General features: G+C 42.3%; 22 protein-coding genes and 1 tRNA gene. 14 read left to right on the forward strand and 9 right to left on the reverse strand.

Going from position 1 to position 23,921, the window contains the following annotated elements:
- From NWE91_07775 to NWE91_07785, 3 genes are all read right to left on the reverse strand, one after another.
- Window positions 1-961 (reverse strand): aminotransferase class I/II-fold pyridoxal phosphate-dependent enzyme (locus NWE91_07775; GenBank protein MCW3986287.1); only part of this gene is annotated, 961 nt, incomplete at its 3' end.
- 338 nt (window positions 962-1,299) lie between these two features.
- Window positions 1,300-1,372 (reverse strand) — tRNA-Cys (locus NWE91_07780).
- 56 nt (window positions 1,373-1,428) lie between these two features.
- A complete protein-coding gene (locus tag NWE91_07785; protein ID MCW3986288.1) occupies window positions 1,429-1,833 on the reverse strand; it encodes a hypothetical protein in 405 nt (134 codons plus the stop codon).
- Window positions 1,834-2,011: 178 nt separating this feature from the next.
- Between NWE91_07785 and NWE91_07790 the strand changes: the two genes are divergently transcribed.
- From NWE91_07790 to NWE91_07800, 3 genes are read left to right on the forward strand one after another with little or no spacing between them, the layout of a single operon-like run.
- Window positions 2,012-3,220 (forward strand): DNA repair exonuclease, encoded by a 1,209-nt coding sequence (locus NWE91_07790; GenBank protein ID MCW3986289.1) that lies wholly within the window; start codon window positions 2,012-2,014, stop codon window positions 3,218-3,220.
- Window positions 3,210-5,291: an SMC family ATPase gene (locus tag NWE91_07795; GenBank protein MCW3986290.1), complete on the forward strand. Its 2,082-nt coding sequence runs from the start codon at window positions 3,210-3,212 to the stop codon at window positions 5,289-5,291. The genes NWE91_07790 and NWE91_07795 overlap by 11 nt, the downstream gene beginning before the upstream one ends.
- Window positions 5,292-5,312: 21 nt before the next feature.
- A complete protein-coding gene (locus tag NWE91_07800; GenBank protein MCW3986291.1) occupies window positions 5,313-6,191 on the forward strand; it encodes a DMT family transporter in 879 nt (292 codons plus the stop codon).
- Between the two features lie 19 nt (window positions 6,192-6,210).
- On the opposite strand, the gene NWE91_07805 is transcribed toward NWE91_07800, so the two are convergent.
- The 3 genes from NWE91_07805 to NWE91_07815 all read right to left on the reverse strand — a co-directional run bounded on the left by NWE91_07805 (window position 6,211) and on the right by NWE91_07815 (window position 8,117).
- A complete protein-coding gene (locus NWE91_07805) occupies window positions 6,211-6,501 on the reverse strand; it encodes a 60S ribosomal protein L22 (GenBank protein ID MCW3986292.1) in 291 nt (96 codons plus the stop codon).
- Window positions 6,502-6,517: 16 nt separating this feature from the next.
- Window positions 6,518-7,177 carry a DUF47 family protein gene (locus NWE91_07810; protein MCW3986293.1) on the reverse strand — a complete coding sequence of 220 codons (660 nt, stop codon included), beginning with the start codon at window positions 7,175-7,177 and terminating at the stop codon, window positions 6,518-6,520.
- A 187-nt stretch (window positions 7,178-7,364) separates the two neighbouring features.
- Window positions 7,365-8,117 carry an alanine--tRNA ligase-related protein gene (locus NWE91_07815; GenBank protein ID MCW3986294.1) on the reverse strand — a complete coding sequence of 251 codons (753 nt, stop codon included), beginning with the start codon at window positions 8,115-8,117 and terminating at the stop codon, window positions 7,365-7,367.
- Between the two features lie 241 nt (window positions 8,118-8,358).
- On the opposite strand from NWE91_07815, the gene NWE91_07820 reads away from it, so the two are divergent.
- The 3 genes from NWE91_07820 (at window position 8,359) to NWE91_07830 (ending at window position 11,751) form a co-directional block, all read left to right on the forward strand.
- The gene (locus NWE91_07820) at window positions 8,359-8,880 is read left to right on the forward strand and encodes a nitroreductase family protein (GenBank protein ID MCW3986295.1); all 522 of its coding nucleotides are present in this window, start codon (window positions 8,359-8,361) and stop codon (window positions 8,878-8,880) included.
- 87 nt (window positions 8,881-8,967) lie between these two features.
- Entirely contained in the window at window positions 8,968-10,734 is a 1,767-nt protein-coding gene (locus NWE91_07825; GenBank protein ID MCW3986296.1) for an ATP-dependent DNA ligase, read from the forward strand.
- An 87-nt stretch (window positions 10,735-10,821) separates the two neighbouring features.
- Window positions 10,822-11,751, forward strand: a complete 930-nt coding sequence (locus tag NWE91_07830) for a hypothetical protein (GenBank protein ID MCW3986297.1) — start codon at window positions 10,822-10,824, stop codon at window positions 11,749-11,751.
- Between the two features lie 5 nt (window positions 11,752-11,756).
- On the opposite strand, the gene NWE91_07835 is transcribed toward NWE91_07830, so the two are convergent.
- The gene (locus NWE91_07835; GenBank protein MCW3986298.1) at window positions 11,757-12,188 is read right to left on the reverse strand and encodes a DUF5752 family protein; all 432 of its coding nucleotides are present in this window, start codon (window positions 12,186-12,188) and stop codon (window positions 11,757-11,759) included.
- Between the two features lie 401 nt (window positions 12,189-12,589).
- Here NWE91_07835 and NWE91_07840 point away from each other — a divergent pair, with 401 nt between their 5' ends.
- The 5 genes from NWE91_07840 (at window position 12,590) to NWE91_07860 (ending at window position 16,945) form a co-directional block, all read left to right on the forward strand.
- A complete protein-coding gene (locus NWE91_07840) occupies window positions 12,590-12,916 on the forward strand; it encodes a hypothetical protein (protein ID MCW3986299.1) in 327 nt (108 codons plus the stop codon).
- Between the two features lie 303 nt (window positions 12,917-13,219).
- The gene (locus NWE91_07845) at window positions 13,220-13,441 is read left to right on the forward strand and encodes a hypothetical protein (protein ID MCW3986300.1); all 222 of its coding nucleotides are present in this window, start codon (window positions 13,220-13,222) and stop codon (window positions 13,439-13,441) included.
- A gap of 91 nt (window positions 13,442-13,532) precedes the next feature.
- On the forward strand, window positions 13,533-15,578 hold the full coding sequence (locus NWE91_07850; GenBank protein MCW3986301.1) for an AAA family ATPase: 2,046 nt from the start codon (window positions 13,533-13,535) through the stop codon (window positions 15,576-15,578).
- On the forward strand, window positions 15,579-16,397 hold the full coding sequence (locus NWE91_07855; protein ID MCW3986302.1) for a hypothetical protein: 819 nt from the start codon (window positions 15,579-15,581) through the stop codon (window positions 16,395-16,397).
- Window positions 16,394-16,945, forward strand: coding sequence for a hypothetical protein (locus tag NWE91_07860; GenBank protein MCW3986303.1), 552 nt, complete (start codon window positions 16,394-16,396; stop codon window positions 16,943-16,945). Before NWE91_07855 ends, NWE91_07860 begins: the two co-directional genes overlap by 4 nt.
- A 1,155-nt stretch (window positions 16,946-18,100) precedes the next feature.
- Here the strand turns inward: NWE91_07860 and NWE91_07865 are convergent.
- Together NWE91_07865 and NWE91_07870 are read right to left on the reverse strand one after the other, a co-directional pair.
- On the reverse strand, window positions 18,101-20,983 hold the full coding sequence (locus NWE91_07865; GenBank protein ID MCW3986304.1) for a DEAD/DEAH box helicase: 2,883 nt from the start codon (window positions 20,981-20,983) through the stop codon (window positions 18,101-18,103).
- Window positions 20,984-21,110: 127 nt separating this feature from the next.
- Window positions 21,111-21,410 (reverse strand): hypothetical protein, encoded by a 300-nt coding sequence (locus NWE91_07870; protein ID MCW3986305.1) that lies wholly within the window; start codon window positions 21,408-21,410, stop codon window positions 21,111-21,113.
- Window positions 21,411-21,562: 152 nt separating this feature from the next.
- Here NWE91_07870 and NWE91_07875 point away from each other — a divergent pair, with 152 nt between their 5' ends.
- The 3 genes from NWE91_07875 (at window position 21,563) to NWE91_07885 (ending at window position 23,921) form a co-directional block, all read left to right on the forward strand.
- On the forward strand, window positions 21,563-22,219 hold the full coding sequence (locus NWE91_07875; GenBank protein ID MCW3986306.1) for a Snf7 family protein: 657 nt from the start codon (window positions 21,563-21,565) through the stop codon (window positions 22,217-22,219).
- Between the two features lie 25 nt (window positions 22,220-22,244).
- Window positions 22,245-23,009 (forward strand): CdvA-like protein, encoded by a 765-nt coding sequence (locus tag NWE91_07880; GenBank protein ID MCW3986307.1) that lies wholly within the window; start codon window positions 22,245-22,247, stop codon window positions 23,007-23,009.
- Between the two features lie 78 nt (window positions 23,010-23,087).
- Window positions 23,088-23,921 carry a hypothetical protein gene (locus tag NWE91_07885; GenBank protein ID MCW3986308.1) on the forward strand — a complete coding sequence of 278 codons (834 nt, stop codon included), beginning with the start codon at window positions 23,088-23,090 and terminating at the stop codon, window positions 23,919-23,921.

Raw genomic sequence — 23,921 nt, forward strand, 5'->3', positions numbered from 1 at the left:
ATCGTTTCTTGTCTCGTGGTAGTGCAAGTACCCCATTTTCTCTCAGTTTTGAAGCGAATTGCTCTGAGGTGACTGGTAATTCGCTTACGTCGAAGTGAACTATATTTGTCTGCACATTCTCTAGCTCAATTGAGATACCATTTATCTGAGCTAATCCCTCAGCCAATGCCCTCGCGTTTTTATGGTCTTCTTCTAGTCTGTCAATCATTTTTTCGAGAGCAACTATTCCAGGGGCTGCTATTATGCCAGCTTGGCGCATTCCTCCGCCGAGGATTTTTCGATTCTTTCGGGCTTTTTCTATGAACTCGTCAGTTCCAACGACGATCGATCCTATGGGACAGCTTAACCCTTTAGACAGGCAGAACATCAAATTATCAACATGTCTCGTAAAATCCTTTACGTCAACCTTCAATGCTACTGCAGCGTTGAAAATTCTTGCACCGTCCATGTAAAGCTTTAAACCAAAGGCTTTAGCAACTTTACTAACCGCCTTTATTTGGTCAGGGGTGGTGATTGTACCGCCATACCTGTTATGGGTGTTCTCGATGCAGATCAACGCCATCTCTGGAAAGTGAATGTTCTTCGGCCTCATAGCCGCTTCGATATCTTTTGGATCTAAGATTCCGAGGTCGCCTCTTACTGGCCAAGGTAGTAAGCCTGCTATCGCGGATAGTCCTCCAACTTCATACCAGTAAATGTGGGATTCAGCTTCCAGTATTACGAGGTTTCCACGCTTTGTGTTACCCAGCAAAGAGACCAAGTTAGCTTGGGTTCCGCTAGCCACAAGCAGCGCTGCTTCTTTGCCCATTTTTTTGGCAGCCATAATCTCAAGCTTGTTGACTGTAGAATCTTCTCTAAAGACATCGTCACCGAGCTCAGCCGCTTTGATCGCCTCCAGCATCTCATCGGTGGGCAAGGTTACCGTGTCGCTTCTCAAGTCTATAAATTCCATAGTCTTCATCACAGCGCTTCTCCACTAACTTAGATGAGAATAAGAAGAATTTGAACTTTGCCAATCCTAGTAATCAAGAATTAGGGATATTCCAGAGCCCCGTAACGTGATTCGGCTCTTTCTTAGCTTTAATAATACCTGTTCAAGTGCGTTGGGAGAGATTTGAACCCTCACCGCAATGAAAATATCCCCCAAACTCAGAAGCCACATAAAACATTTCTCCCCATCAAAAAAGAAGAGAATCGTAAACAACACAAATCCTCTGCTAACAGCGACAAACACATATTTGGAGCCTAATAGGACGGTCTAGTCACTGTGCCGAGAAAACACACTCGACAAAACCAGAAAGCCGGGGATGGGAATTGAACCCATATAGAGCAGCTCTGCAGGCTGCCGCCTGAACCGTTCGGCCACCCCGGCAACAAAGAAAAACCTAGATACATCTAATAAACCTAACCACTAGAAACAGGGCAGCTCTACTTCAAAAATTTTTGGTAATATTCTTGAGCCTTCTTCACCGCTCTCTCAGGAATCCTCATAATCAACTCATAATTTATTTCAGGAGCAAACTTCGCACACTTGCCAAAATACTGCTTCACCTTTGCAGCGTCACCCTTCCAAAGCGCCAGCCCGCCAGCAATATGATACCACACCTTTGCTGATCCACTATTTCCTTTCTTTTCAAAATCCGCCGCTTTTTTCACAGCATCTTCCAACGTCGCTTGAATCTTTCGTGGATCAAGGAACATCGTATGCCTCAAAGCAGTGCACGCTTCTTTGTCGTCGGCGCAAATTTTTTCCAAATCTGTTATTTCCACTTTTTCAGGTTGTATCTCTTCTAGTTTTTCCTTCTTTTTTCTTTTAAAAAGCCCTTTCACCAAGTAACTCCCCCCATAAATGAAACTGTTGCCAGATTTACCTAAAAATCAACGAAAATAGATTTAAAGGTTTGGTAAGACCTCAGCAAAATAGATAAATCAACAAGCGAGAAAAATATTTTCACCTCCCTCTTACACTTAAAAGAAACAACATCGCTAAGAGAAAGGAGAAGAACGAAAGTTGAAGCCTTTGAGTTTTGTTCACGTGGCGGACATCCATTTGGGCTATACCCAATATAACCTAGAGGTAAGGCGTAGAGACTTCAATAGAGCCTTCAAAGAAGTTGTTGACAAGACACTAGAGTTGAAACCAGACTTCATGATAATCGCTGGAGACATTTTCCACCATGCAAGGCCCAGCAACGTCACGTTAGAGGCTGCAATCAAAAACTTTAGTCGACTTCGAGACGTAGATATTCCAATCCTAGTTGTTGACGGTTCTCATGATGCTGCGCCAAACATAATAACAAGCACAATTCTTAACCCGCTGGATGCGGCGGGCCTACTGTACTATTTGCCTCGTCACGAAGGCGCCTGTTGGCGAAACGAAAAATGTTACATCTACGGCATTCCGAACTACAGAACCAGACGAAAAACGGAAGAACAACTTCCGCTTTTCTACGAGGAAAATAAGCCATCACCCGACCCCGCGTTGTTTAACATATTCGTTTTCCACATGGCGCTAGACTTACCCAGCGTCAAGCCACCACAAATGGAAGCAGAAGCTCCGCCTGAACTTTTACCAGAAGGTTTCAACTATTACGCGGGTGGACACGTTCACAAGCCATTTAAAAGCAGATTCAAGACTGGTACTTTAGCCTATAGTGGTTCTACCGAGACTGTTTATTATGATGATGCAAAGCTAAAGAAAGGCTTCTATTATGTGCAAGTAGACGAGGAAGGCAAAGCTGAACTTCAACACACAAAACTAGAGAGCCCCCGCCGCTTTGTGATCTTGAAAAACGATTATTCCCACATGACTCCGGCGAAAATTAGCGAAATCGCGGCTCACCGAGTTAAAGAAAACGATGAAGAAGGCGCCATTATTGTTCCCGTTTTGAAAGGAGTTCTGCCCGCTGAAGCCAACCGAAGCCAGATAGACATTGCTCGAATTAGGAATGCGGCAGAAAAAGCACTTCTAGTCCATCCAATCATTCGATTAAATGAGGCAGAGGTGCCAGAAGCGGTTGTGCGCTCAATATTTGAAGGCGAGCTTAAGGACTTGAAAACTAAAGCTTTTGAATATTTTCTTCAGATATTTTCTGAGCGCTACTCAAGAGACGAGGCTGAGAAAATTGCGCGCCTTTCAGTAAACATCATCGAACCGCTAACTCGGAAAGATGAAGGCAAAGTAAAGGAGGCGTTGGAGGCGCATTCAGATGCGAATTAAAGCCATAACTTTGGAAAACATCCGCTCTCATGCCAAATCCAGAATTGACTTTGAGAAAGGGTTTAACTGCCTAGTTGGGGGTCTAGGAACCGGCAAATCCAGCATACTTTACGCTATCGATTTTGCTTTGTTTGGCGACCCTTTGACGAGAAGCTATCATTATCTTTTACGTGAAGGAGAAAATTCGGGAAAGGTGGCAGTCGAGTTTCTATTGAATGGTAGAACCTACCGCATTGAAAGGGGATTGAAGAGACGTGGAAAGGGGATAGGCCAAGACGTGGAGCACCTGAAGTTTTACGAAGAAGACAATTTAATCGCCAGCATGAGAAATGAAGCTGTTGCGGAGCAGTTGAAAAGCATAACGGGGCTAGATAAGGAAATTTTCCGTGAAGTTGTGTGGGTTAGGCAGGAGCATCTTAAGGAATTATTGGATATAGCTCCTCGAGAACGGCAGAAACGGTTAGACCAGCTGTTTGGATTAAGCGACTACGAGGTGGCGTGGAACAACATACGTGGAATTCAAAGAGAATACGAGGGTGAAAAGAAGGCTTACGAGAAGGACTTTGACGTTCTAGGAATAGAGAAGCTTGAGGCTGAGTATCATAAAGCTGTTGAAGAATTCTCAAATCTTGAAAATGAAATTCTTAACTTGACTAACGGGCTGCAAGAAGCAGAAACGGCTTTGCAAGCCGCATCTACCCAACTTCAGAACCTTGAACAACTGAGAAAACAAACTGAGGAATTATTAAGGAAAGAGGCTGAGCTTCAAACAAACACCGTAAACAGCGAAGACATGTGTGCAAGGCTTGCAAATCAGATTCAAAGAAAAATAGCGACTATTGGCGAATTGGAGCAGCGTTTGGAAGCTTTCAAAGCAAAGCTGAACTTGCAGAGAAAAAAGCTGCAAGAAATCGGTCTGGCTTCAGATTTGACAATTGAAGAACTAAAACACCAACTAACTTCCTTTGATGAGCAGATGACAAGCATAAGAGCTGAACAGGAAGCGGCAAGAAAAGAAAACCAAGTCTCCAAGCAACGAGTCTCCAACCTCGCAGCCGAAAGCAAGTGCCCACTCTGTCTACAGCCTCTTCCAGAAGACTACAAAGCACACATGCTAAAACATATCGAAGAAGAGAAGGCGGAAAGAGAAGGAAAACTCGTAGAACTGAAGAAAAACATTCACGAACTGGAAAAACTAAGAGACGTTGCAAACAAAGCAGTTTTAGACTTTCAATCATATACTCCCAGAATTCAAGACGTAAAAACGCGTGTTCTTGAAGAGATTGAGTCCAAGGAGAAACTGGAAAAAGAATTTGAAGAACACCAATTGCGAGAAAAAATGTTTAGGACCCAGCTTGAAGAAGCCCGCAAAGAAATCGAAAAATTCGACATATCAGAACTGGAAAATGCACGGAGCCTCCATAAAACCACATCTGAGCAATATCATACAATCAAAACAAGGCTCGAATCCAGTGAAAGCTGGAAAAAGGATACCTCCTTTAGGATTGAAGAGTTTCGCGAACGGGTTATGCACGCTCAGCAAAAGATTGAAAGAGTGAAAAAAATAGAGAAATTGTTGGAAATCCTTGATGGAATTCGCGATGCTTATAGAGGCATACAGCCCCAGCTGCGAACGGAGTTTGTCAGAATCTTGGAACGAGTGGTTCAGCAAGTGTTAGACAGTCTTGTAGGCGAAGAAGACATTGCGTTGATCGCACTCATTGACGAAACCTACACTCCCTCTATTAAAAGCCAAGAAGGCCATGAACGGGAAGTCTCTTATCTTTCCGGTGGAGAACGCACCCTTCTAGCGTTCGCCTACAGGTTTGCTCTGGGTCAGCTTATTATGCAGGCACGAACAGGACACGGCTTGCAGATGCTCTTGTTGGACGAACCCACAGAAAGTCTCGGTAGGGAAGACCGTTCCGTTGACCGCTTAGCGGAAGCAATCGCACGTCTCAAAGCTATAGAGCAGATAATCGCAGTCACCCACAATGAAGCTTTTGCAGAAAAAGCTGAGCACATAATAAGGTTGGCTAAGGAAGCTGATGTAAGCAAAGTTGTCGCTTAAGAATAATCATGGCGTTGTCATATGGTAAAAAGAGGTAGACAACTAGCCCTGTTAGAAGGCATTACAGCAGGCACACTTTTCGGCACGGGGGCAATATTCATCCGCCTTTTAACTGATATCAACGTTTTTTCAATAGCTCTTTGGCGGCTGATGATAGCCTCAGCAGCACTAGCTTTCATAATATTAGCGTTTAGGAGAAAACTAGACACCAGTCTAGTTCGGAAGAACCTTAAACATTTTCTTGTACTCGGGCTGCTGCTGGGCGTTCATTTCATCCTTTTCGTTTCGGCGGTGAAAGATACAACCATCTTGAATGCAACGGTACTTGTGAATACAACGCCTATTTTTTCCATGATAATATCCACATTCCTTTACCGCATAAAACCGTCAAAACTGGCTCTGGCAGGTGTAATATTCTCGTTCATCGGGGCAGGGTTCATAGCTTATAGAGATGCTATGGCGGGAGATACTGCTAGTTTGATAGGAGATTTAGAAGCCACTTTGGCAGCCGTTGCAGAAGGTTTCTACCTTAACTATGGCAGAGAAAAACGCAGAAAGCTTCCACTCTTGCCAACCATGCTCTTCATATACTTGGCAGCAGCTCTTACCGTCGGCGCAACAACAGTCTTGACTGGAACAACCTTTGAAGTTTCAGACAGCTCAGGAATGCTTCTACTACTAGTAGGCTTTGGCATCTTCCCGACTGCAGTAGCTCACACCCTCTATTTTTCTTCACTATCCAACCTCAAGTCTTTCGAAACTGCCACTATGGCACTTCTTGAACCCTTGGGCGCAGTTCTTCTAGGTATCGCAATCTTTGCAGAATTCCCTACGCCAGTTTTCGTCTTAGGCGCAGTTCTGGTGCTTGTGGGAATTTTCTCAGTAGCAGCAGGAGAATAATTAGAAGAATAAGATGATGCTACTCTTCGATGCGCAGCTTCTTCTCTTTGATAACAAAAGCATTTTCTTTTCCAGCAATTACCCGAAATTCTTTCAATTCTGCCTTGTGTAGAAACTTGCGAAGAAGAGTTCGCAGATAGGACCGAGAAAACGGCTTCTCTTCCTCTTCATAGCTTAAGATTATTTCGCTGCCAGTCATATCAACTTCTATCTCTTCTAGTTTTTCTTCAAGGAAGTCGGCTAGTTCTTTCACCGTGTCACCATCGACACTCTTGCGCAACTCCGAGATTTCAATAGGAATTTTCGTCATATTTTTCTCCCTCCTGTCAACGTCTAACAATAATAATTCTGGTTTGATCGCAATCATCTCCGCAAGAATCAGCCACAGTTTCAATTGCTTCGAAGAGTTGGCTTGCTAAAACGGCTATTCCCGCTTTCAGTTTTGCCTCTTCAACGAGCAGTTGACGAGCGTTCTCATGTAAATCATCAACTTTCTCTTCATGTCGTTCTACTTCATCAGCTGCCTTCAAAGCATCTTCTGGCTTAATGACCATTTTATTGATACTTCTTTGAAGCGATAAAGCGCACTCTTTGAGACCTTTAGCCATTTCTATAAAGGCTTTCTTCAAACTCTGTGGAACCTCCTCCATTGGAAGTACATTTAGCAACCTTGTAGCTTCTCTACACCAATCTGCTACCATATCCACTCGCTTCATCAGATGCATCAAGTCTTCCCTATCTGAAGAGGGCAACTCGCCCTGAGCCAACTCGTCCATAAAGTTCCTCCCTAGAGTATCTGCTTCTCTTTCAGCGTTTGTAATATTGTCAATAAGCGATTTTGCTTCTTTTGTCTTGCTCAAAACAGCTGCTTCCACTGCTTTTTCCAAGTCGTCTACAATGGACATTGTTGTTGTAAGGTGGCGCCGCATTGTATTTAATGCATTAGTCTCTCGATGTTTTTGGAACCAGTCTAGTAATTCACTCATTAGCAAGCAATCCTAGACGCTTTTTGCAATCTCTGAACTATTTCAGCCAGTCCTTATTAACACTTTTTTATTCACAACTAGCTAGTGGCAAAGAATTCGTGTCAGATCGTCCGTCGAGAGCTTTATCACAGCAATGCTCATATGACTCTCTCGCTCATCATCCAAAGGCAATGAGGTGTTTTCAAGCTTAAGGATTTTGCGCTCTGAACTCCAATCGTTCTACGCCTTTTCCCTTAGAAGAACGCCCCAGAATCTTTATGAAGTCAAGCTCACCAGTGGTTCTAACATGTGTTCCACCGCAAGCACACGCATGTAAACCCTTAACCTCAACAATCCGCACTTGTGAAATGTTGGATGGAAGTGTTTTCAGGTTTTCATGAAATTTCTCAACATATTTTTCTGCTTCATCACGGTTCATAATAATTATTTCGACAGCTCTATTTTCTCTAACCATGCTGTTGGCAACGTCTTCAATTTTTTGAAACATTGGCCTTAACGAACTTGCTAAAGCTAGGTCTAGACGCGCTTTGTCGACATCAAGTCCTGAACCTACGATTTTTACAGGACTGCTAAGAACACATCTTACTGCTTCTGCCATTAAATGAGCTGCGGTGTGGTTTTTCATCAAAGAATACCGACGGTTCCAGTCAATGACCCCTTTAATCACTTCACCTTGCTTAATCTCACCAACCATGTTGTCCGCTAGATGCAAAATCCGACCTCTATTCCATTGAACTTCTGCAACGTCAGCCCTGCAATTTTCTCCTTCAATCATGCCCTTGTCTGAAGGTTGACCCCCACCAGTCGGATAAAAGGTCGTATTCTCAAGAATTATGCCTACCAATCCATTGTCTCTGGCAACTTGAAGAATTTTGGCTTCGAACTCACGCAAATAAGCATCACCATAGTAAAGAAGCTTTGTTACTGGAATCTTTCCCATCCGATTTCACCACAAGATACTCATTTCATTTAGAAAGTAAAATATTCTCCAACTTATATAACACATTCACTCAACTCCAGCGAGGAAAAAACATGGAGCTTATGAAAACACTGGCAAAGGGGCTAGACGGAACGCTTGGGGGCCTCCCGCCAAAAAGCATCATTCTAATTATGGGTGAACCCGCGCGCGCTAGTTGTCGAGACAGCCATAAGAATATAGCATGGCACTGAGGCTGAAAATGATGGATGTGTTCGAAGCCATAAGAAACAGAAGAAGCATCCGCGCTTTTGAAAGAAAAATAGTATCTAAAGAACAAGTTGAATGGCTTATTGACGCTGCAAGACATGCACCTTCAGCAGGCAACATTCAACCCTGGGAATTCGTTATAGTGAGAAACCCTAAGATAAAGAAGCAGCTCTCAGCCGCCGCTTTAAACCAAACTTTCATTGAAGAAGCCCCAGTTGTAATAGTGGTTTGTGCAAACGAAGTGCGTTCTAGCCAAGGTTATGGACAACGCGGGGCGAACCTTTACTGCATACAAGACACCGCTGCAGCTACAGAAAACCTGTTATTAGCAGCTTATGCCATGGGACTTGGTGCTTGTTGGGTTGGGGCTTTTCGAGAAAAAATCGTAAGAAAAGCTTTAAACACCCCTGACCACGTGAGACCAGTTGCAATAATTCCAGTTGGACACCCCTCAGAAAAACCGACACCTCGGAGAAGAAGACATATCCAAGAGATTGTTCATCTAGAAACGTTTTGAACTGGTCAACTATATTTATGGCATGCATCGCACAGGATGGTTTAGATTTAATAGCTTGCCTTGTGAAGTTAACCAGAGGAAGTCTATTTGAAGTTCTCTCAGATAGCGGATTGCTATGAAAAAATTGATGCCACAACCAAAAGACTTGAGATGACTGATTATCTGGTGGAACTTCTTAAGCTCACCGCGAAAGACATTATAGACAAAGTTGTTTACCTTACACAGGGAAAATTATACCCTGACTTTGTTGACATTCAGACAGGCATAGCTGAAAAGCTGGCTATTCAAGCTGTTGCAAAGGCGACAGGCAAAAGTGAGAAAGAAACCGGGGAAGACCTTGCGAAAACAGGAGACATAGGTGAAACTGCCCAAAAATTTCTTGCAAAAAAAACTCAAGCAACACTCTTCAAAGGAACGCCCTTAACAGTTGAAAAAGTTTACGATACACTCGACAGGATGGCGAGGACATCCGGCACAGGTTCAATGGACAGAAAGCTGAGCCTTCTCGCAGGGCTGTTGACAAGTGCTACTCCAAAAGAGGCAAAATACATCATAAGAACAGTGACCGGAAGCCTCAGACTAGGAATCGCTGACATGACCGTTTTAGACGCATTAGCAATCGCCTATGGAGGCGGTAAGGAGGCAAGAGACGCATTAGAAAGAGCCTACAACATTTCTTCAGATCTTGGAAAGGTAGCCAAGATAGTTGCAAAGAAAGGGATAAAGGGCATTGAAAAAATTAAGGTGTCGCTTGGAAAACCTATACGCCCAATGCTCGCAGAACGACTGGGTTCACCTGAAGAAATCTTAGAGAAGCTTAACGGTAAATGTATGGCAGAGTTCAAGTATGACGGGGAGCGCGTGCAAGCTCACAAACAAGGAGAGCAAGTTACTTTGTTTTCACGACGCCTAGAGAACATCACAAATCAGTATCCCGATGCTGTAGAGCTTTTCAAGAAACATGTCAAGGCAAAAAACGCTATCATTGAGGCGGAATGTGTTGCCGTGGACTCAGACACTGGCGAAATGAAGCCCTTCCAGGAATTGATGCATCGCAGACGGAAATATGGCATCAAAGAGGCAATGGAAGAATATCCTGTTTCGCTTTTCATGTTTGACGTGTTATATGCCGACGGAGAAGACTATACTTTGAAACCTTATTCGGCTAGGCACAGAAAACTTGAGCAGATAATCAAAGAGAACACCCGCGCGAAAACTGCAGAGTCTCTCATCGTAGACAACGCTGAAGATATGGAAAAGTTCTTTCAAAAAGCCGTGGAAAGTGGTTGCGAAGGGCTCATGTGTAAATCAATAGCCAAAGACTCGATCTATCAGGCGGGTGCGAGAGGGTGGATGTGGATAAAATATAAGCGGGATTACAAAAGCGAAATGACCGACACCGTGGACCTAGTAGTCGTAGGAGCTTTTCACGGTAGAGGAAAACGTGCAGGAACATATGGAGCATTACTCTTAACGGCTTATAACCCTGACAAAGACACGTTTGAAACAGTAACAAAATGCGGAACCGGCTTTACCGATGAAGACTTGAAGAGACTACCGAAAATAATGGAGAAACATAAGATTCCTCACAAGCATCCGAGGGTGCAGTCGATGCTTGAAGCAGATGTATGGTTTGAACCCGCTGTTGTGATTGAGGTTCTCGGAGCAGAAATTACGTTAAGCCCAGTTCACACATGTGCGATAGATGCGATTCGTAAAGAAAGCGGGTTGGCTATAAGATTTCCCCGATTCACTGGAAACTACAGATTTGACAAGTCCGCAGAAGATGCGACAACAGATAAGGAAATAGTGAAAACTTATAGAAACCAGTTAAAGAAACTGGGTGAAAGCTAAAATTTCTATGCGCGTTGGAGAAAGTTAAAGAATTTCGAAAGATATATGATATCTTAGATACTTGCCTTTAATTAGGCTGTGGTGTCAATGGCAAATAGACAGAAACGCAAGACAGGTAAAAAGGGTTTAAACAGAAAATTATTAACTGGTGTTGTTCTGATCACTACTACTCTTTTGGCTATTTTTGTCGTATATTTCCTATTTTTTCAGCATCACACAGAAAATTGGACAGCCGTCATAATAGACCAACTAGTTGTGCAAGAAGAATTGGCAAACCAAATTTTTAATGCTAATTGCACTTCAATACTGAACGCTTCAGGGTTTGATGTGAAATACTATTCCGGTAGCGATGTCAATGTGAAGTTTTACAAAGATCTTCCTTCTAAAGGCGGCAAAATAACAATTCTGAGGGCTCACTCAGCAGTAAGAGATAACACAGATTGGGTTGATCTGTTCACGAGTGAGAGCTTTAGTAAAGACCGACATACTGATTTAGCGAGTGATAGGCAGATCAGTAAGGCTCAGATGTATTCGTCTGATGAATGGTATTTTGCCATTGGTCCTACGTTTGTAGATCGAAGCATGACCGGATTGTTTGACAGCAATTGCGTAATTATTTTGATGGGATGCAATAGTCTTAACGAGACGACTATGGCAGAAGCATTAGTCGGAAGAGGCGCTAAAGTTGTTATAGGGTGGACTAGTTGGGTAGAAGCGAGCTATACTGACTCCTTTACTATACAACTGCTTCAACGTTTACTCGCTGAGAATCCCGAGACCATTAAAGGTGCTATAAGCAAGATAAATCACCAAATAGAACTCTATCATCCAAATCGTTACAACACAACACTGACTTACTATCCAACATCAGATGAAGCTGCGAGCCACATTATTCCAACGAGAAACAATGAAATATCTCCGGGTTTTATAGGAGAATTATTCCAAATTTTGCTCTTTACTACTTTGGCAAAACGGAAATGTGACGTGCAGATGGCCTCTTTAGTTGAGGCGAAATGATCTGTTTATTCTTTGACTCGAGTCTCTACAGTTCCTTGCGACTGCGTTTTCCCGAACATTATTCGAGTGGGTTTGGGTTTCGTGAAGGTTGCTGGAGTTGAAGGTGGATGTGGGCTTTTGAGGTTTTCGCAATGCTTTGAGACAATTAGGTAAAGTCGGTCTCTGAGGTCTATTCCTATTGGTTTTAATTCCTCGAGTTGTTTGATTTTGCTGGCTAAAATGTTGTCTTCTAGTGTTTCAGTAATCCACTTTTCAAAATCCTTTCTGTAAAGGTGAAACTCCAAAGATTTGATGTCTATATCTAGAATTTTCTTGACAAACTCTTCTAAAGACGCGGCACTTTCTCCAGTATAGTTTCCTATTGAGGTGAAGAAGTAAAAGGCCTTATCTCTGGGAAGGGGTCTTAGAATTCTGGGTGTTTTGGGTTCATTCAACATGATTTTTCACCATTAATCATTTTACTCTATTTATAGATGGGTTTCAAGATTTAAAACTTAGGTTTGCGAAAAGCCGTAACTGCTTATTTTTGAGTCAAAATGTGTTTGTCGTTCTTTTGGAACGGTATTGTCGTAAGTGTGTATGTGCGACGTTTCTAGTGCTCCAGATTTCATTTTACTCCAAACAGGCAACTAATACACTCCAGATATGAATTGATAATATTTAATGCTAGAATTAAAGGTGATTAAGGGTTGTAATAGGAGAATTTGTGACATTTATTGAAGGTTATTGGAGGTTAGAATGGTGGTGGTTCTTGGTTTGTGCGTATTTTGCTTATTCGGAAGGCGTAAGTTTTATTAAGTATTGCGACAGACGATAATTTGGAGCCGTGTTAAGGAAAATGGGCAGTACTTCAGAACGAGAATACAGAAAGAAATTGAACAAAATGCAAGAAAAACTGAACAAACGAGCAAAAGACGTCCGCAACAACGTTAGCAAAATTGAAAAAATAAAGCTAGATTCTCTCAAGAAAACAGAAGAAATGAGGCGCTCTATAGACAAGGAAATAGACAAAATAGAAAGAGACATCGTAAAATCGAAAGATTTGGCACCAGAATCCAAACAAAGATTACACTCAGAAATAGTTCTGCTAAAAAATAAGACTGAAGACAACTACGCCAAATTAAGAAGGAAAATTGCTGAAACCATAGTGCCTATCGCGGCGTAATATCGCTAGATCTACCTTTATGAAGCAATATTACAATTGCTGTTCAAGACAAAACTGTGCCAAAAGGTTTTAGAGAATCTTATTTCGTCAAGTAGCTTATCCAAGCATCTGGGTTTTGATATTTTACCTCCAAGTGGTTTTTCCAGAATGCCCTTGCCAAAGTAATGAAATCTTTCGATGATAACTTGTTGCTCATATCTTGACACTGGATAAATAATACAGTTTTTGGAATTTAAGTCAAATTGTTGTTTTCCTAATATTACGAAAACTGAAATATGTTGTGGCTAGAACCCGAAAGCAACTATGGAATACCACAAAACCAAAGACATTCTTTATGTTAAGAAACTTCTTGGACACAAACGTATCGAAAGCACAATGCTTTACACACAGCTCATAGATTTTTCAGAACACGAATACAATTGCAAAGTGGCAGAGAATGTTGAGGAAGCTAAGAAGTTGGTTGAGGCAGGCTTTGAGTTTGTAACCGATTTTGATGCATACAAACTCTTTAGAAAACGGAAGTAGGCCATTACCCCTAATTGCGCAAAACTTGATGTAATTCCTTTAATAGGAGAAAATGTGTTTCTATCTACTGCTACAAGAAGGCCTCACAACAATGTTGATTCATGAAGTAATCCTCGAAAACTTCATGTCCTACGAATACGCCAGAATACCCCTTAAATCAGGCGTAAACGTGATTTGTGGGCCAAATGGCGCAGGAAAGTCATCCATACTCTTAGGCATCTCAGTAGCATTAGGTCAATCTTACACTGAACGCTCGAGAAAACTAAGCAACCTCATAAGATGGGGAAAAGATCAGGCACGAGTAACAATTGTCTTAGACAATTCTCTGAGAAAAGGCAAGCGCCCAGTTAAGAGATTTAACAAAGACCAAATCTTCCTAACTCGCGGATTAAGGCGTGATGGAAAGTATTGGTTTGAATTCGATAATCGTGCTGCAACAAAGAAAGAAGTTGAAAGACTGCTGGCGAAATTCAACGTAGAACCCGACAACCTCTTGATTATTATGCATCAAAACATGACTGAACAGTTTACAGTTCTCTCCCCTCAGGAAAAACTTGGAATAGTTGAAGCAGCTGTTGGCTTAGAACTTTACCGAAGAAACGTCTGGCAAGCAAGAAAAAAGTTAAGCCACATATTAAGCGAAGAAGAGTCGGTAAGCAAGCTTCTCGAATCAGCTGAACAAACGCTGAACTACTGGCGCGAACAATATGACCGCTACCAGCAAAAAAAACAACTGCAGATAAAAAGGCGATTTCTTGAAAGGGAACTTGCGTGGGCAGAAGCCTTGAAAAAAGAGACGTCCATGGACGAACTGGAAAATCTGCTTAAAACAGAGGAAAGGGAACTCCAGCAAATCGAAAACAAAACAGAAACATTGCAGGTTACACTTGACGAGCTGCAATTAAGGCTGGAACAAGCAAAATCACAGTGGCAAAAACTCTTTCAGGAACGCCTATCAATAGAAACAGAAAAAGTGAAAAACGAAGCTTTCATTTCGTTAAGAACTCAAGCCCTAGAAGAAATGAGCCAACTATTGGAAAACAACTGCGAAAAAATAGGCGAATGCATAGCCATGGTTGAGCAGCTGGAAACATCAATCAGCACACAACAAAATCCAAACGACTACATGAAAAAACTTGCAGAGATAAAAATAATATACAAAAATCTTGAAAACATGTGGATCCAACAGCATAGTCAAAAGAGCGAAAACCTGAAAGAACAAAAGGAAATCTGCAATGAACAGCTTGAAAAAACCGACAAACATCTTTTAGAAACACGAATGAAGACAGAATTTGCTACAAAAGAAATTGAAGACCACACTAACCAAATCATAGACTCGAAAATTGACGCTGCCCTATTAAACTACAGGAAACGGAACATCGAAAAACATCTTCAAAAGCTTCGCAGAGAATTGAAAACCAAAACAAGGGAATATGAAGAAGCTGTAGAAAAGGCAAAAAAAACTGGCTCCAGAATAGCGTCAACAAAACATGTTAATGAAATTCTAGACGAAATTCGGTTGACTGATGGTTATCTTGTAGCCCTTGGAGACGTTTCAGAAGACATCGAACGCATGTATGAGTCCTACTCCAAACTCTACCTAGACCTAAAAGAAAAAGCACGAACAGTAGCAGAAAACAGAGAAAAAACCTTGGAAGAAGTTAATACTCGAATAGAAGCATGGCACACAGTCATGCAAAGTCTCCTTGACCACGTAGGTCTTCAATACCAGAGAATTTTGTCGCAAGCTCAAGCTACAAGTGAGATTCATTTGATCAATGGCCATGATATAGAAGCCGCTGGGCTAGAAGTGCTTGTAGGCTTTAGAGGCGCCCAACCAGTCCCATTGGACGCCTACACTCAGAGCGGAGGGGAAAGAAGCATGGCTACCATGAGCTTTCTCTTAGCTTTACAGCAGCATGTGCAGTCTCCTTTCCGCGCAATTGACGAATATGACGTCCACATGGACCCGAAAAACCGTGAAATAATAGCTAATCTTCTCATAGAATCAGTCAAGGGCTTAAACTCGCAGTATTTAATAATAACGCCAAGCCAAATCACCTTTGCGATACAAGACATCCACATCATAACAGTGCAGAATGTTGAAGGCGCATCTAGAGTGAAAGAGGCTGTCTAGTTGTCAACAAAAAGGCAAAAGAAACGGCTGGGCAGAGAGCATCTTCAACGCATCATCGATTCATGCCGCTCAGTTGAAGAGAGGGGACTAGACCCATTTCTAGTGGACGTAGACCACGTACTTACAATCATCCACGAGTATTTTCCAGAATGGGAAAACCCAGAAGAACTCTGCCTAGACGCAGAGGCTATACACGAATTAGCCTCGGCCATTAAGCATCAAAGCGAATGGATTAAACACCGCTCGACATCACTTTACACAGATCCATTCCTAATAGAAGAAAAGCTTCGAAAACTGTCAAAAGAAGAAATTGGCACAATATTCCTCAAAAGTTGGCACCCAATAGTGGAACTCGAACAAATTTCGCCCCACAGCCTAATGGAGGCAACCAAATACTGGCAAAATCTAATTCCACTTAACGAAAGATGGCAAGAAACAGCAGGGCTACAGGCAGAAACTGGAACCACAACACGCGAAGAACTACTGAAACAGCATATCATAACTGAAAAAGAGTTTTCCAAAGAACTGGAAATGTTCTGGCAAGAACTCAAACAAAAAACGATGGGTGAAGAGAAAATCGATTACTGGGATTTTATAGGCGCCAAAACCTATGAAGAAACAGTCAGACGTGCATACATGACAAGTTTTCTCGTTACATATGGTTACGCAACGCTGGAGGTAGACAGGTTAGAAGAAATGGTCTACATTAGGTCCTACAAAACTCCCATTCCCACAGTGGGCAATAAGCAGGCGATTTCTCTGCCTATCCCAGTAAGCGTTGAAGACTGGAAAAATTGGATGGAAGGTGTGAAAGATTGAAGAAGAAAACCTATTACGCCACCAAAGTAAAACAAGCTACTCACCTGCTTTTTTTTAAACGTCACAGAAAGCCTGGAGTAAAAGGCTGGGAGTTAAGGAAAAGATTAGGAGTAGACTATCCAAAAATCATGGCTTTACTAAATAGCCATCTTGGAAATCTAGACCTGCAGGTGAAGACTGTTTTCGAAGAGACAAAGCCACCAGAGAAACCAACTAGGACGCAGTTGGATGGAGCACGATTCTACGTAACTCTGCGCGGAGGGCTTACGCCAAAGGAGACAAAGATGATGGGGTGGCGCATTGATGACATAGCAGGCTTGGCCGTAACTATTTCCACAATAATAGCGAAGAAAGGGAAGGCCTCCAGAGAGGAGGTGGAGATGCTTTTGCGGGATAAACTGCCAGGTTGGAGAGTTGATGCTAATATAGACCGTTATATGCGAGCAGGCTACGTAGATCAAGACGAGAAGGGACAGCTTTACCTAGATTGGCGGACTAGAGCAGAAATAGACGAGAAAACTTTGATAGATTCTCTAATTGCGAAATAAAGCTCTTCTACGCACAATTGAGTTCCATACTATAAAAAACGCATAGGTGTTCCTAGAAACAAAGCAGGTTTATTGACGGAAAAGAAAGTTGATAGACTCAAATTCTCTGATAAAAGTCAAACCTTTTGGAGTTGTTTTGTATACTCCATTATTGTTAACAATCATGCCACTTCTGTTTAGAAGCTCCAAATAAAGCTTCAGTTGAGAATGGCTCAGCCTTGCTTTGTACATTATATGTGTTTTCTTCTCTCCTTCCATAGCAGTCTTCAGAATCTCCGCGATTATATCGTGACGGTCTCTTCTAAGCGACAGTTCAAGTGGTCTCTCTCCAAAATTTTCTGAAATTAATGCTTCGCTTTTTCCTCGGAGTTCTTCGACGATGGAGACAACCTCCTTTCTCTACCACTATTCAGCTTAATGTTTCCAAAAAAAAATCCGCCGAGTGTGTAATAAGGCTTCGTGTCAACTAGTCAATATCATCCGTTGAACCGACTAAAACTTAGGACTTTCCTATGTATTATTAATACATGCATGAAAGTGCGAAAGCAGCCACGCTTCTTCCAGAAATGGCATCAATAGGAGCGCACACTGCGCTAGATTGAGCCTAGCAATCCTGTCTTATATGCGCGTGCAGGAACAAGAACGTAAAATCCCAAACCAAAGGATTGCTAGGAGAAAAATCCTTCGATGAGTCTCAGCAATTGATATCCAAATAATATTGCAGCAAAATATGTTGGCCACAACATAATTGGCCAATTTCCAGGGATGTAATGCCAAAGGTTCAATGATACAGCGAAGATTTCCATGAGTAATAAAGCAAACAAACCAGCTAAAGCCAATACGAGCTGCTCTTTGACCTCCTTTCTACCTTTAGACCTTTTTCTAAAAATCAATAGAATTAACCATGACAATAGGAAAGCAGAGAACAACACGTACCAATTTCGATTAAACTGCAGGACGATATCCATGCAAATGAACGTGTCTTATTTGCCTTAAAAACATATGTATGCACACCCCATTTCAAAAGAAAATCGCATATGTTTAAACTTGCAAGAAACTGTGCAACCGAAAACAACTGCTCAAAGTTCAATTTGCCAAACTAAACATTCGTCTTCTAAGTATATGGATTTTAGCACACTAAGGAAAAAGGGGAGGTTACCGATTCTTCTTTTTCTCCCAGAACGGTTTAGTCCGTAAATACTGGATTTTCGCCTTCAGAAGGTCCATGTAAAATTCGTCTTCGCGTGGATGCATCCTCCCAAGAATCCTAAAAGCTGTTTCAGGCCCCACACCTTTAGTCTGCAAAGCAACTATAGCCTTCTTGCCATAACTTAGAATCAGATCTGCAGTTCGACGCGCGTATACCAACTCATCCAATTCCTCAGGAGTTAACTTCTTTCCTTCCCGTCTCTGTTCCAGCAAACTACGCAGAGTACGCGGGTCTTGCCTCCGCATCAATTTCGCCAGCAGCCCAGAACCACACTTTTTGCATACTAACTTCTCCGGAAGGTCTCGAACTCGTCTTTCTTTGATCAAGTTACTACATGACAGACAAAGTAGCCTCACTGTCCTCGCTAACGTTGACTTTTTCATTCTTTCTATGTTGCTGAGAACAATGTGTTCAGGCGCCATAAGCTCTGCAACTTCGGAGTATTTTGCAAAGATGTGATAGGCTAAGGGCGTAGGCTTTTCCAATCTAAGCACCGCGTTGACTCTAACTTTACCCTCGTTAACATCTTTCATTATCCGCTTCACTGTCGTAATGTCCATTTTTTCAATCATTGCTTCGCGAATAGTTTCGTCATAAATCGGCGTCTTCTTGAACCGCGAAGGAAGCGCCGTCATCCTCTCCATGCTCATAGTTTTTCCTCGCGGTAAAGCTCCAAAACGCTCTGCCACAAATTTCATTTTGTAAGAGAATGGAAAGCGTGCCCTAACATACTCATTAAACGCCTTGTCAACTTTATTAGATGACGAGTTAAAAAGCAGCCGTGAAACTTTTTCCAGCGTTTTTACCTCGACCTTTCGAGGCATTTCAATCAAGATGCGGTATCCGTCATTCCACCAAGCCACAATAAGTTCGTGGTCAGACAGTATCGCGTCAAAAATGCTACCTAAAGTACGGTTTACAATCTCTCCAAAACATACATGAACTACAATGTATTTGTCGAAGGCTTCAAGAAGAATGCGATCATGTGTTGGAAGAGGTAAGTTTTCTTTCAAATATGCGTCTATCTCTTTGACTGATTCAATAAGCGCGTTTTTCTCTACTCCAAGTTTTTCTGCGAGTTTTTCTGCTGCCAGCTTGACACTCTCGCCCTTTTTCAATTCCTCTGCAATTTCTTCTCGCAACCTGCCAACTTCTTTAGCCAAATCAAAAGGAACTGGGAGCATCTCGCCGTCCCATCCTGGAATTGCCGCAAACTGATCTTCTGAAGGAACTACATAGACCGTACCCGTTTCGTCTTCTATTTGCACGATACGCCAAACTTTGCCTTTGCATATGAAGCTTAGACCTACGCGGGCCCTCAGAGCCATAAACTCATCGCCCAGAGTGCCTATTCTTCGGTCAGAGAGAACATCAACTATGGGATAGCGTCTTTCATCTGGTATCATAGAGAGATTTCGGTAATAGTAGTCCCGCGTTCGCCTAGTTTTCTTCAATACTTCGCCTTCTAGTCTCACTTCTCTCAGAATATGTAGATAATTTGCAACTTCTAAAATGTTAGCTTTTGAGAGGTTCCTAAACGGATATGCACGATGAAAAATCTTCAAAACCTCATCAACCCCAATAGTTCCCTTGTCCATCAGAATCCCCGCAGTTTGATGCGCAACCACATCCAACGCGTTTTCATGAATCAAAAGGGGTTCAAGCTGTCCCTTACGGGCTCTCTGTGCTGCAGCTAAAGATTCTAAAACATCTTCAGAAAAAGCTGCAACAATGACGCCTTTTGACGTGAGGTTTAAGCGGTGACCGCTTCGACCAACTCTCTGAATCAAGCTGCCGACTTGCCGTGGAGAAAGATACTGAATCACCAAGTCTACTTGCCCAATATCAACTCCCAACTCCATAGTGCTGGTGCAAACTATGGCTTTCAAAGTATTTGCCTTAAATTCGTCTTCAATTCGCATTCTCTCCTCTCTGGATAATGACCCATGATGCACCCCAATGTCATCTGTAAGCAAACTAAACCTATGTCCTAACATTTCAGCGTTGGTTCTACTGTTTACGAAGATAAGTGTCGATGAATGTTTTCTAACTAGGTCAAGCATATGTCTAATTCTTGCAGCAGCTTGAGGTGCTGTTCTCAATTTCTGAGCAGAATCATAATCTACATCTGTAGGAGTTGGGTATTCAACAGTGTATGAATAGCCTTTGGGTAGCGAAATGCCCAGAACCTTAATAGGTCTGCCAGTGCCTGCGACGAATTTAGCAGTTTTTTCAGGACTTTCTACAGTTGCTGACAAGCCTATCCGCTGAAAATTCCTTCCAGCCAGCTCAGCAAGTCTTTCAAGACCTACCGAAAGCTGTGTTCCACGCTTACTTGTTGCTAGCTCGTGCACCTCATCAATTACTATGCAACGTATATGGCTAAGATGTTTTTGCATTCGTGAACCAGGCAATATTGCTTGAAGAGTTTCAGGCGTGGTAACCAGAATGTCTGGTGGCTGAATTGCTTGTTTTCTTCGAATTTTGGTTTCGGTGTCGCCGTGGCGAACTTGTACGGAAAGGTTGAGTTTTAATGCCCAATAAGACAAGCGTTTTATCATGTCACGATTTAGGGCACGAAGGGGAGTGATGTAGAGAACTGAAATTCCCTGTCTTTTTGGCCGTTCGAGAATTTTTGAGAATAATGGAAGAAGAACAGCTTCTGTTTTGCCACTTCCAGTTGGTGCGACTAGGAGAACATTTTTACCTTTCAAAACAAAGGGAATAGCTTTCACCTGCGGTTCTGTGGGTTCAGAAAGCCCTAGCTCTTCTAAAATATCTTGAATAGGCTTGGCCAGCAGTTTGAAAACTTGAGCTTCTTCCTTCAAACTAAAACCTAACACTAAAAATTAACATACTTGTTCATAATCTTTTGGCAAAGTAAAAGCTGTTTAAATAGCGAGTCCCAAGATAAGTTGGAGAAGGAAAATCTCCAAGTTGCGGACTGAGTTGCGTTTAAGGTTCCGAAGGAGCAGTTACATAAGCCCAAACCGTTACCAATAGAACTGTCAGAAAAGCGCCGGCAAATCCTGAAAGAACCCATTCCAATCCTATATTTGGAAAGACTAGCATAGTAAGCCATGGAATAGCGTATTTTGCTGTGAAGTTAGCGACAATTCCTGCAACGAAGCCTAATAACCCGAACATGGCGAATACTCTTATTCTGTCACCCACATTAATCACCTTGATTAGACATACTACGAGAAAGCTCCTTTTTAGATTGACTGACACAAAACTGTCTATAATGGCGAACAAACCGCGCTTCTCTGTTAATGTGGAAATTAAAGCCCAAAACACTTTTGAAATAGCCTATGCTGCCACATATATACCTAGGTGTTTAGTGCATAATAACAATGTAATAATACACTTTTAACACCCTCCTTGTTCTTAAGGAGGTAAAATAAATTATGTCAGAAAGATTTGCTAAACGATGGGAAGAAGCCCCAAATCAGCAACCATTCACAACTAAGATTAAGGAATCTTTGAAACCACCAGGTCCTCTGAAACCGCGACTTGACACGGCGATCAGACGCATCGAACTTCAAGTTCAAAGGCTTGACCAAGCAGGCGAACGCTTCTCAGGACGAGACAAGAAAATCTTCGCCAGAATAGTTGACGCCTACACAAAACATGACATGGCACGTGCAAACGTCTTCGCAAACGAGCTTGCTGAAATACGAAAGATGGAAGAAATGATAATGCATGGAAGGCTTGCCTTAGAGCAGATTGTGCTAAGGTTAAGAACAGTTTCCGAACTCGGCGACATTGTAACAACACTTGCTCCTGCAGTTGGAGTATTACGCAGTGTAAAGAGTGGCATGTCAGCGATATTTCCTGAAGCCGAAAGAGAGTTAGGACAAATAGGAAACATGTTGAACGGCATAATGATTGATGCTGGTCAAAGCAGCGGATTGACAATCAACTTTGAATCTGCGAATGAAGACGCTCAGAAAATCCTTGCGGAAGCATCCTCAGTAGCAGAGCAAAAAATCAAAGAGAAATTCCCAGAGCTACCTGCAGCAATCGCACAAGTTGGAGAAAAGTCTTCCACCAATACAGCTTAGACACACAGGGAACAGGTGATTCACTATGTCTGAATCGACATCCAACCTTTTTACCTATCTCGGCAAGGCGGTAAAGGACGAATACGGCCACATCATCGGCACAATGGCATCATTCCTGGTTACTCCAGGAGGAAGAATAAACGGAGTATTCATAGAACACGGGGATGGTCACATCAAACAATATTCAAGCGACCAAATAAAGACAGAGAACGATGAAGTTGTACTATTTGCGCCACTTAAAATGAAAGCCAACAATTTCTGCAACCAAATCCCGCTTCTTTGGCGGAAAACCCAAGCCATAAAGGACTTGAACGAAAAGAAGAAGATTCCTGAAGACATGTACAGCGACTTGTACTCCAGTTTTGAAGGTGCGTTGACCCAGTTAAAAACAGAAGCAGAAGACACAATTGCAGACGTTGAGAAGGAAATCCAAGATTGCACTCAACGAGTCAAAGAACTCAATTCAGCCCTAATTAATCTGGAAATCGAACGAGAGATAGGACAAATCGATGAAGAATCCTACCAAACTGCTATAGAGATGGTGAAAGGAGGACTCAAACGAATTAATGCAGAGAAGAACGACTTTGAAACACTAAAAGGTAAATTATCCAATATGCTTCTAGGCGAAACACAAAAAGAAACTCTCGAAGAAAAAATCGAAGAAACACTTCCTGTGCCAAGCAGCGAATCCTTAGACACCTCGCTTCCAGAACCACCGGAATCCCCCGAACCTTCGGGGGAATCCCCCGTCGTAGTGTATGTGAAAAACGTCGACCAACCAAGTCCTTAAACACGAAAAGGTGGGCGGAGGGACAGAACTATTCGAAATTTCTTTCGTTCGGAGCCTCCACCCCTCAACGAAGTTATTGTGAAGTCTATTCGAAAACTTAAAATTCAACATTCAAAGCTGGAACAGGTGCACATAAGACTTCATAAAAGAGATAAAACTCTTTTCAGGGCATGTACCTTCGCGTTAGAAAAAAAGAATAATGCACGCGCCGCGATGTGTGCTAACGAACTGGCAGAGGTTAGAAAGCTCATAAAGCTGCTTTCCCACACGCAAATCGCGATAGAACGCATAATCATCAGATTAGACACTATCAAAGAACTCAGCGCCATAATGATAGACCTCAAGCCAGCGTTGAACGCTCTCAAAAACGTCACAACCAACCTAGTCAGCATAATGCCTGACATTGCCTCTGAATTGGACAAAGTCAACAATAGCATACAAGAAACACTCACTGTAACCAAGCTTCCCTCCGAGCCACCAACCATACTAACTAACATAAAAACTGCTGCTGGACAAGGAATTCTCAAGGAAGTCAACATGGCTTTGCAACAAAAATTGAATGAACAACTGCCCGAACCACCTGTCTCGGAAGTGTTGCCAAAGATCATGCAACCAGAGCGAATCAAGGAAATGGTTGCTTTGGTTGCTGCATGCCCACAATCGAGTAGAGACAAGCAGAAAGAAACAACTGAAGCTTTTCTTTCGATTAAAGATGTGAAAATGCAAAGCATCTCCCTCAGAATTCAACATTCTGAATCCATGCAAGACAAATTGCTCGAGTACGTTAAGCAATGTAATGGCCAAATAGACGTCACTGAATGTGCATTGAAGTTGAAAATCCCACCCAAAGATGTGGAAAAAACATTGAAAGAACTTGATGCTAAAGGAAAAATAATTATCGGAACATGTTAA

It is taken from the genome of Candidatus Bathyarchaeota archaeon (assembly GCA_026014805.1).
Classification (GTDB): domain Archaea; phylum Thermoproteota; class Bathyarchaeia; order Bathyarchaeales; family SOJC01; genus JAGLZW01.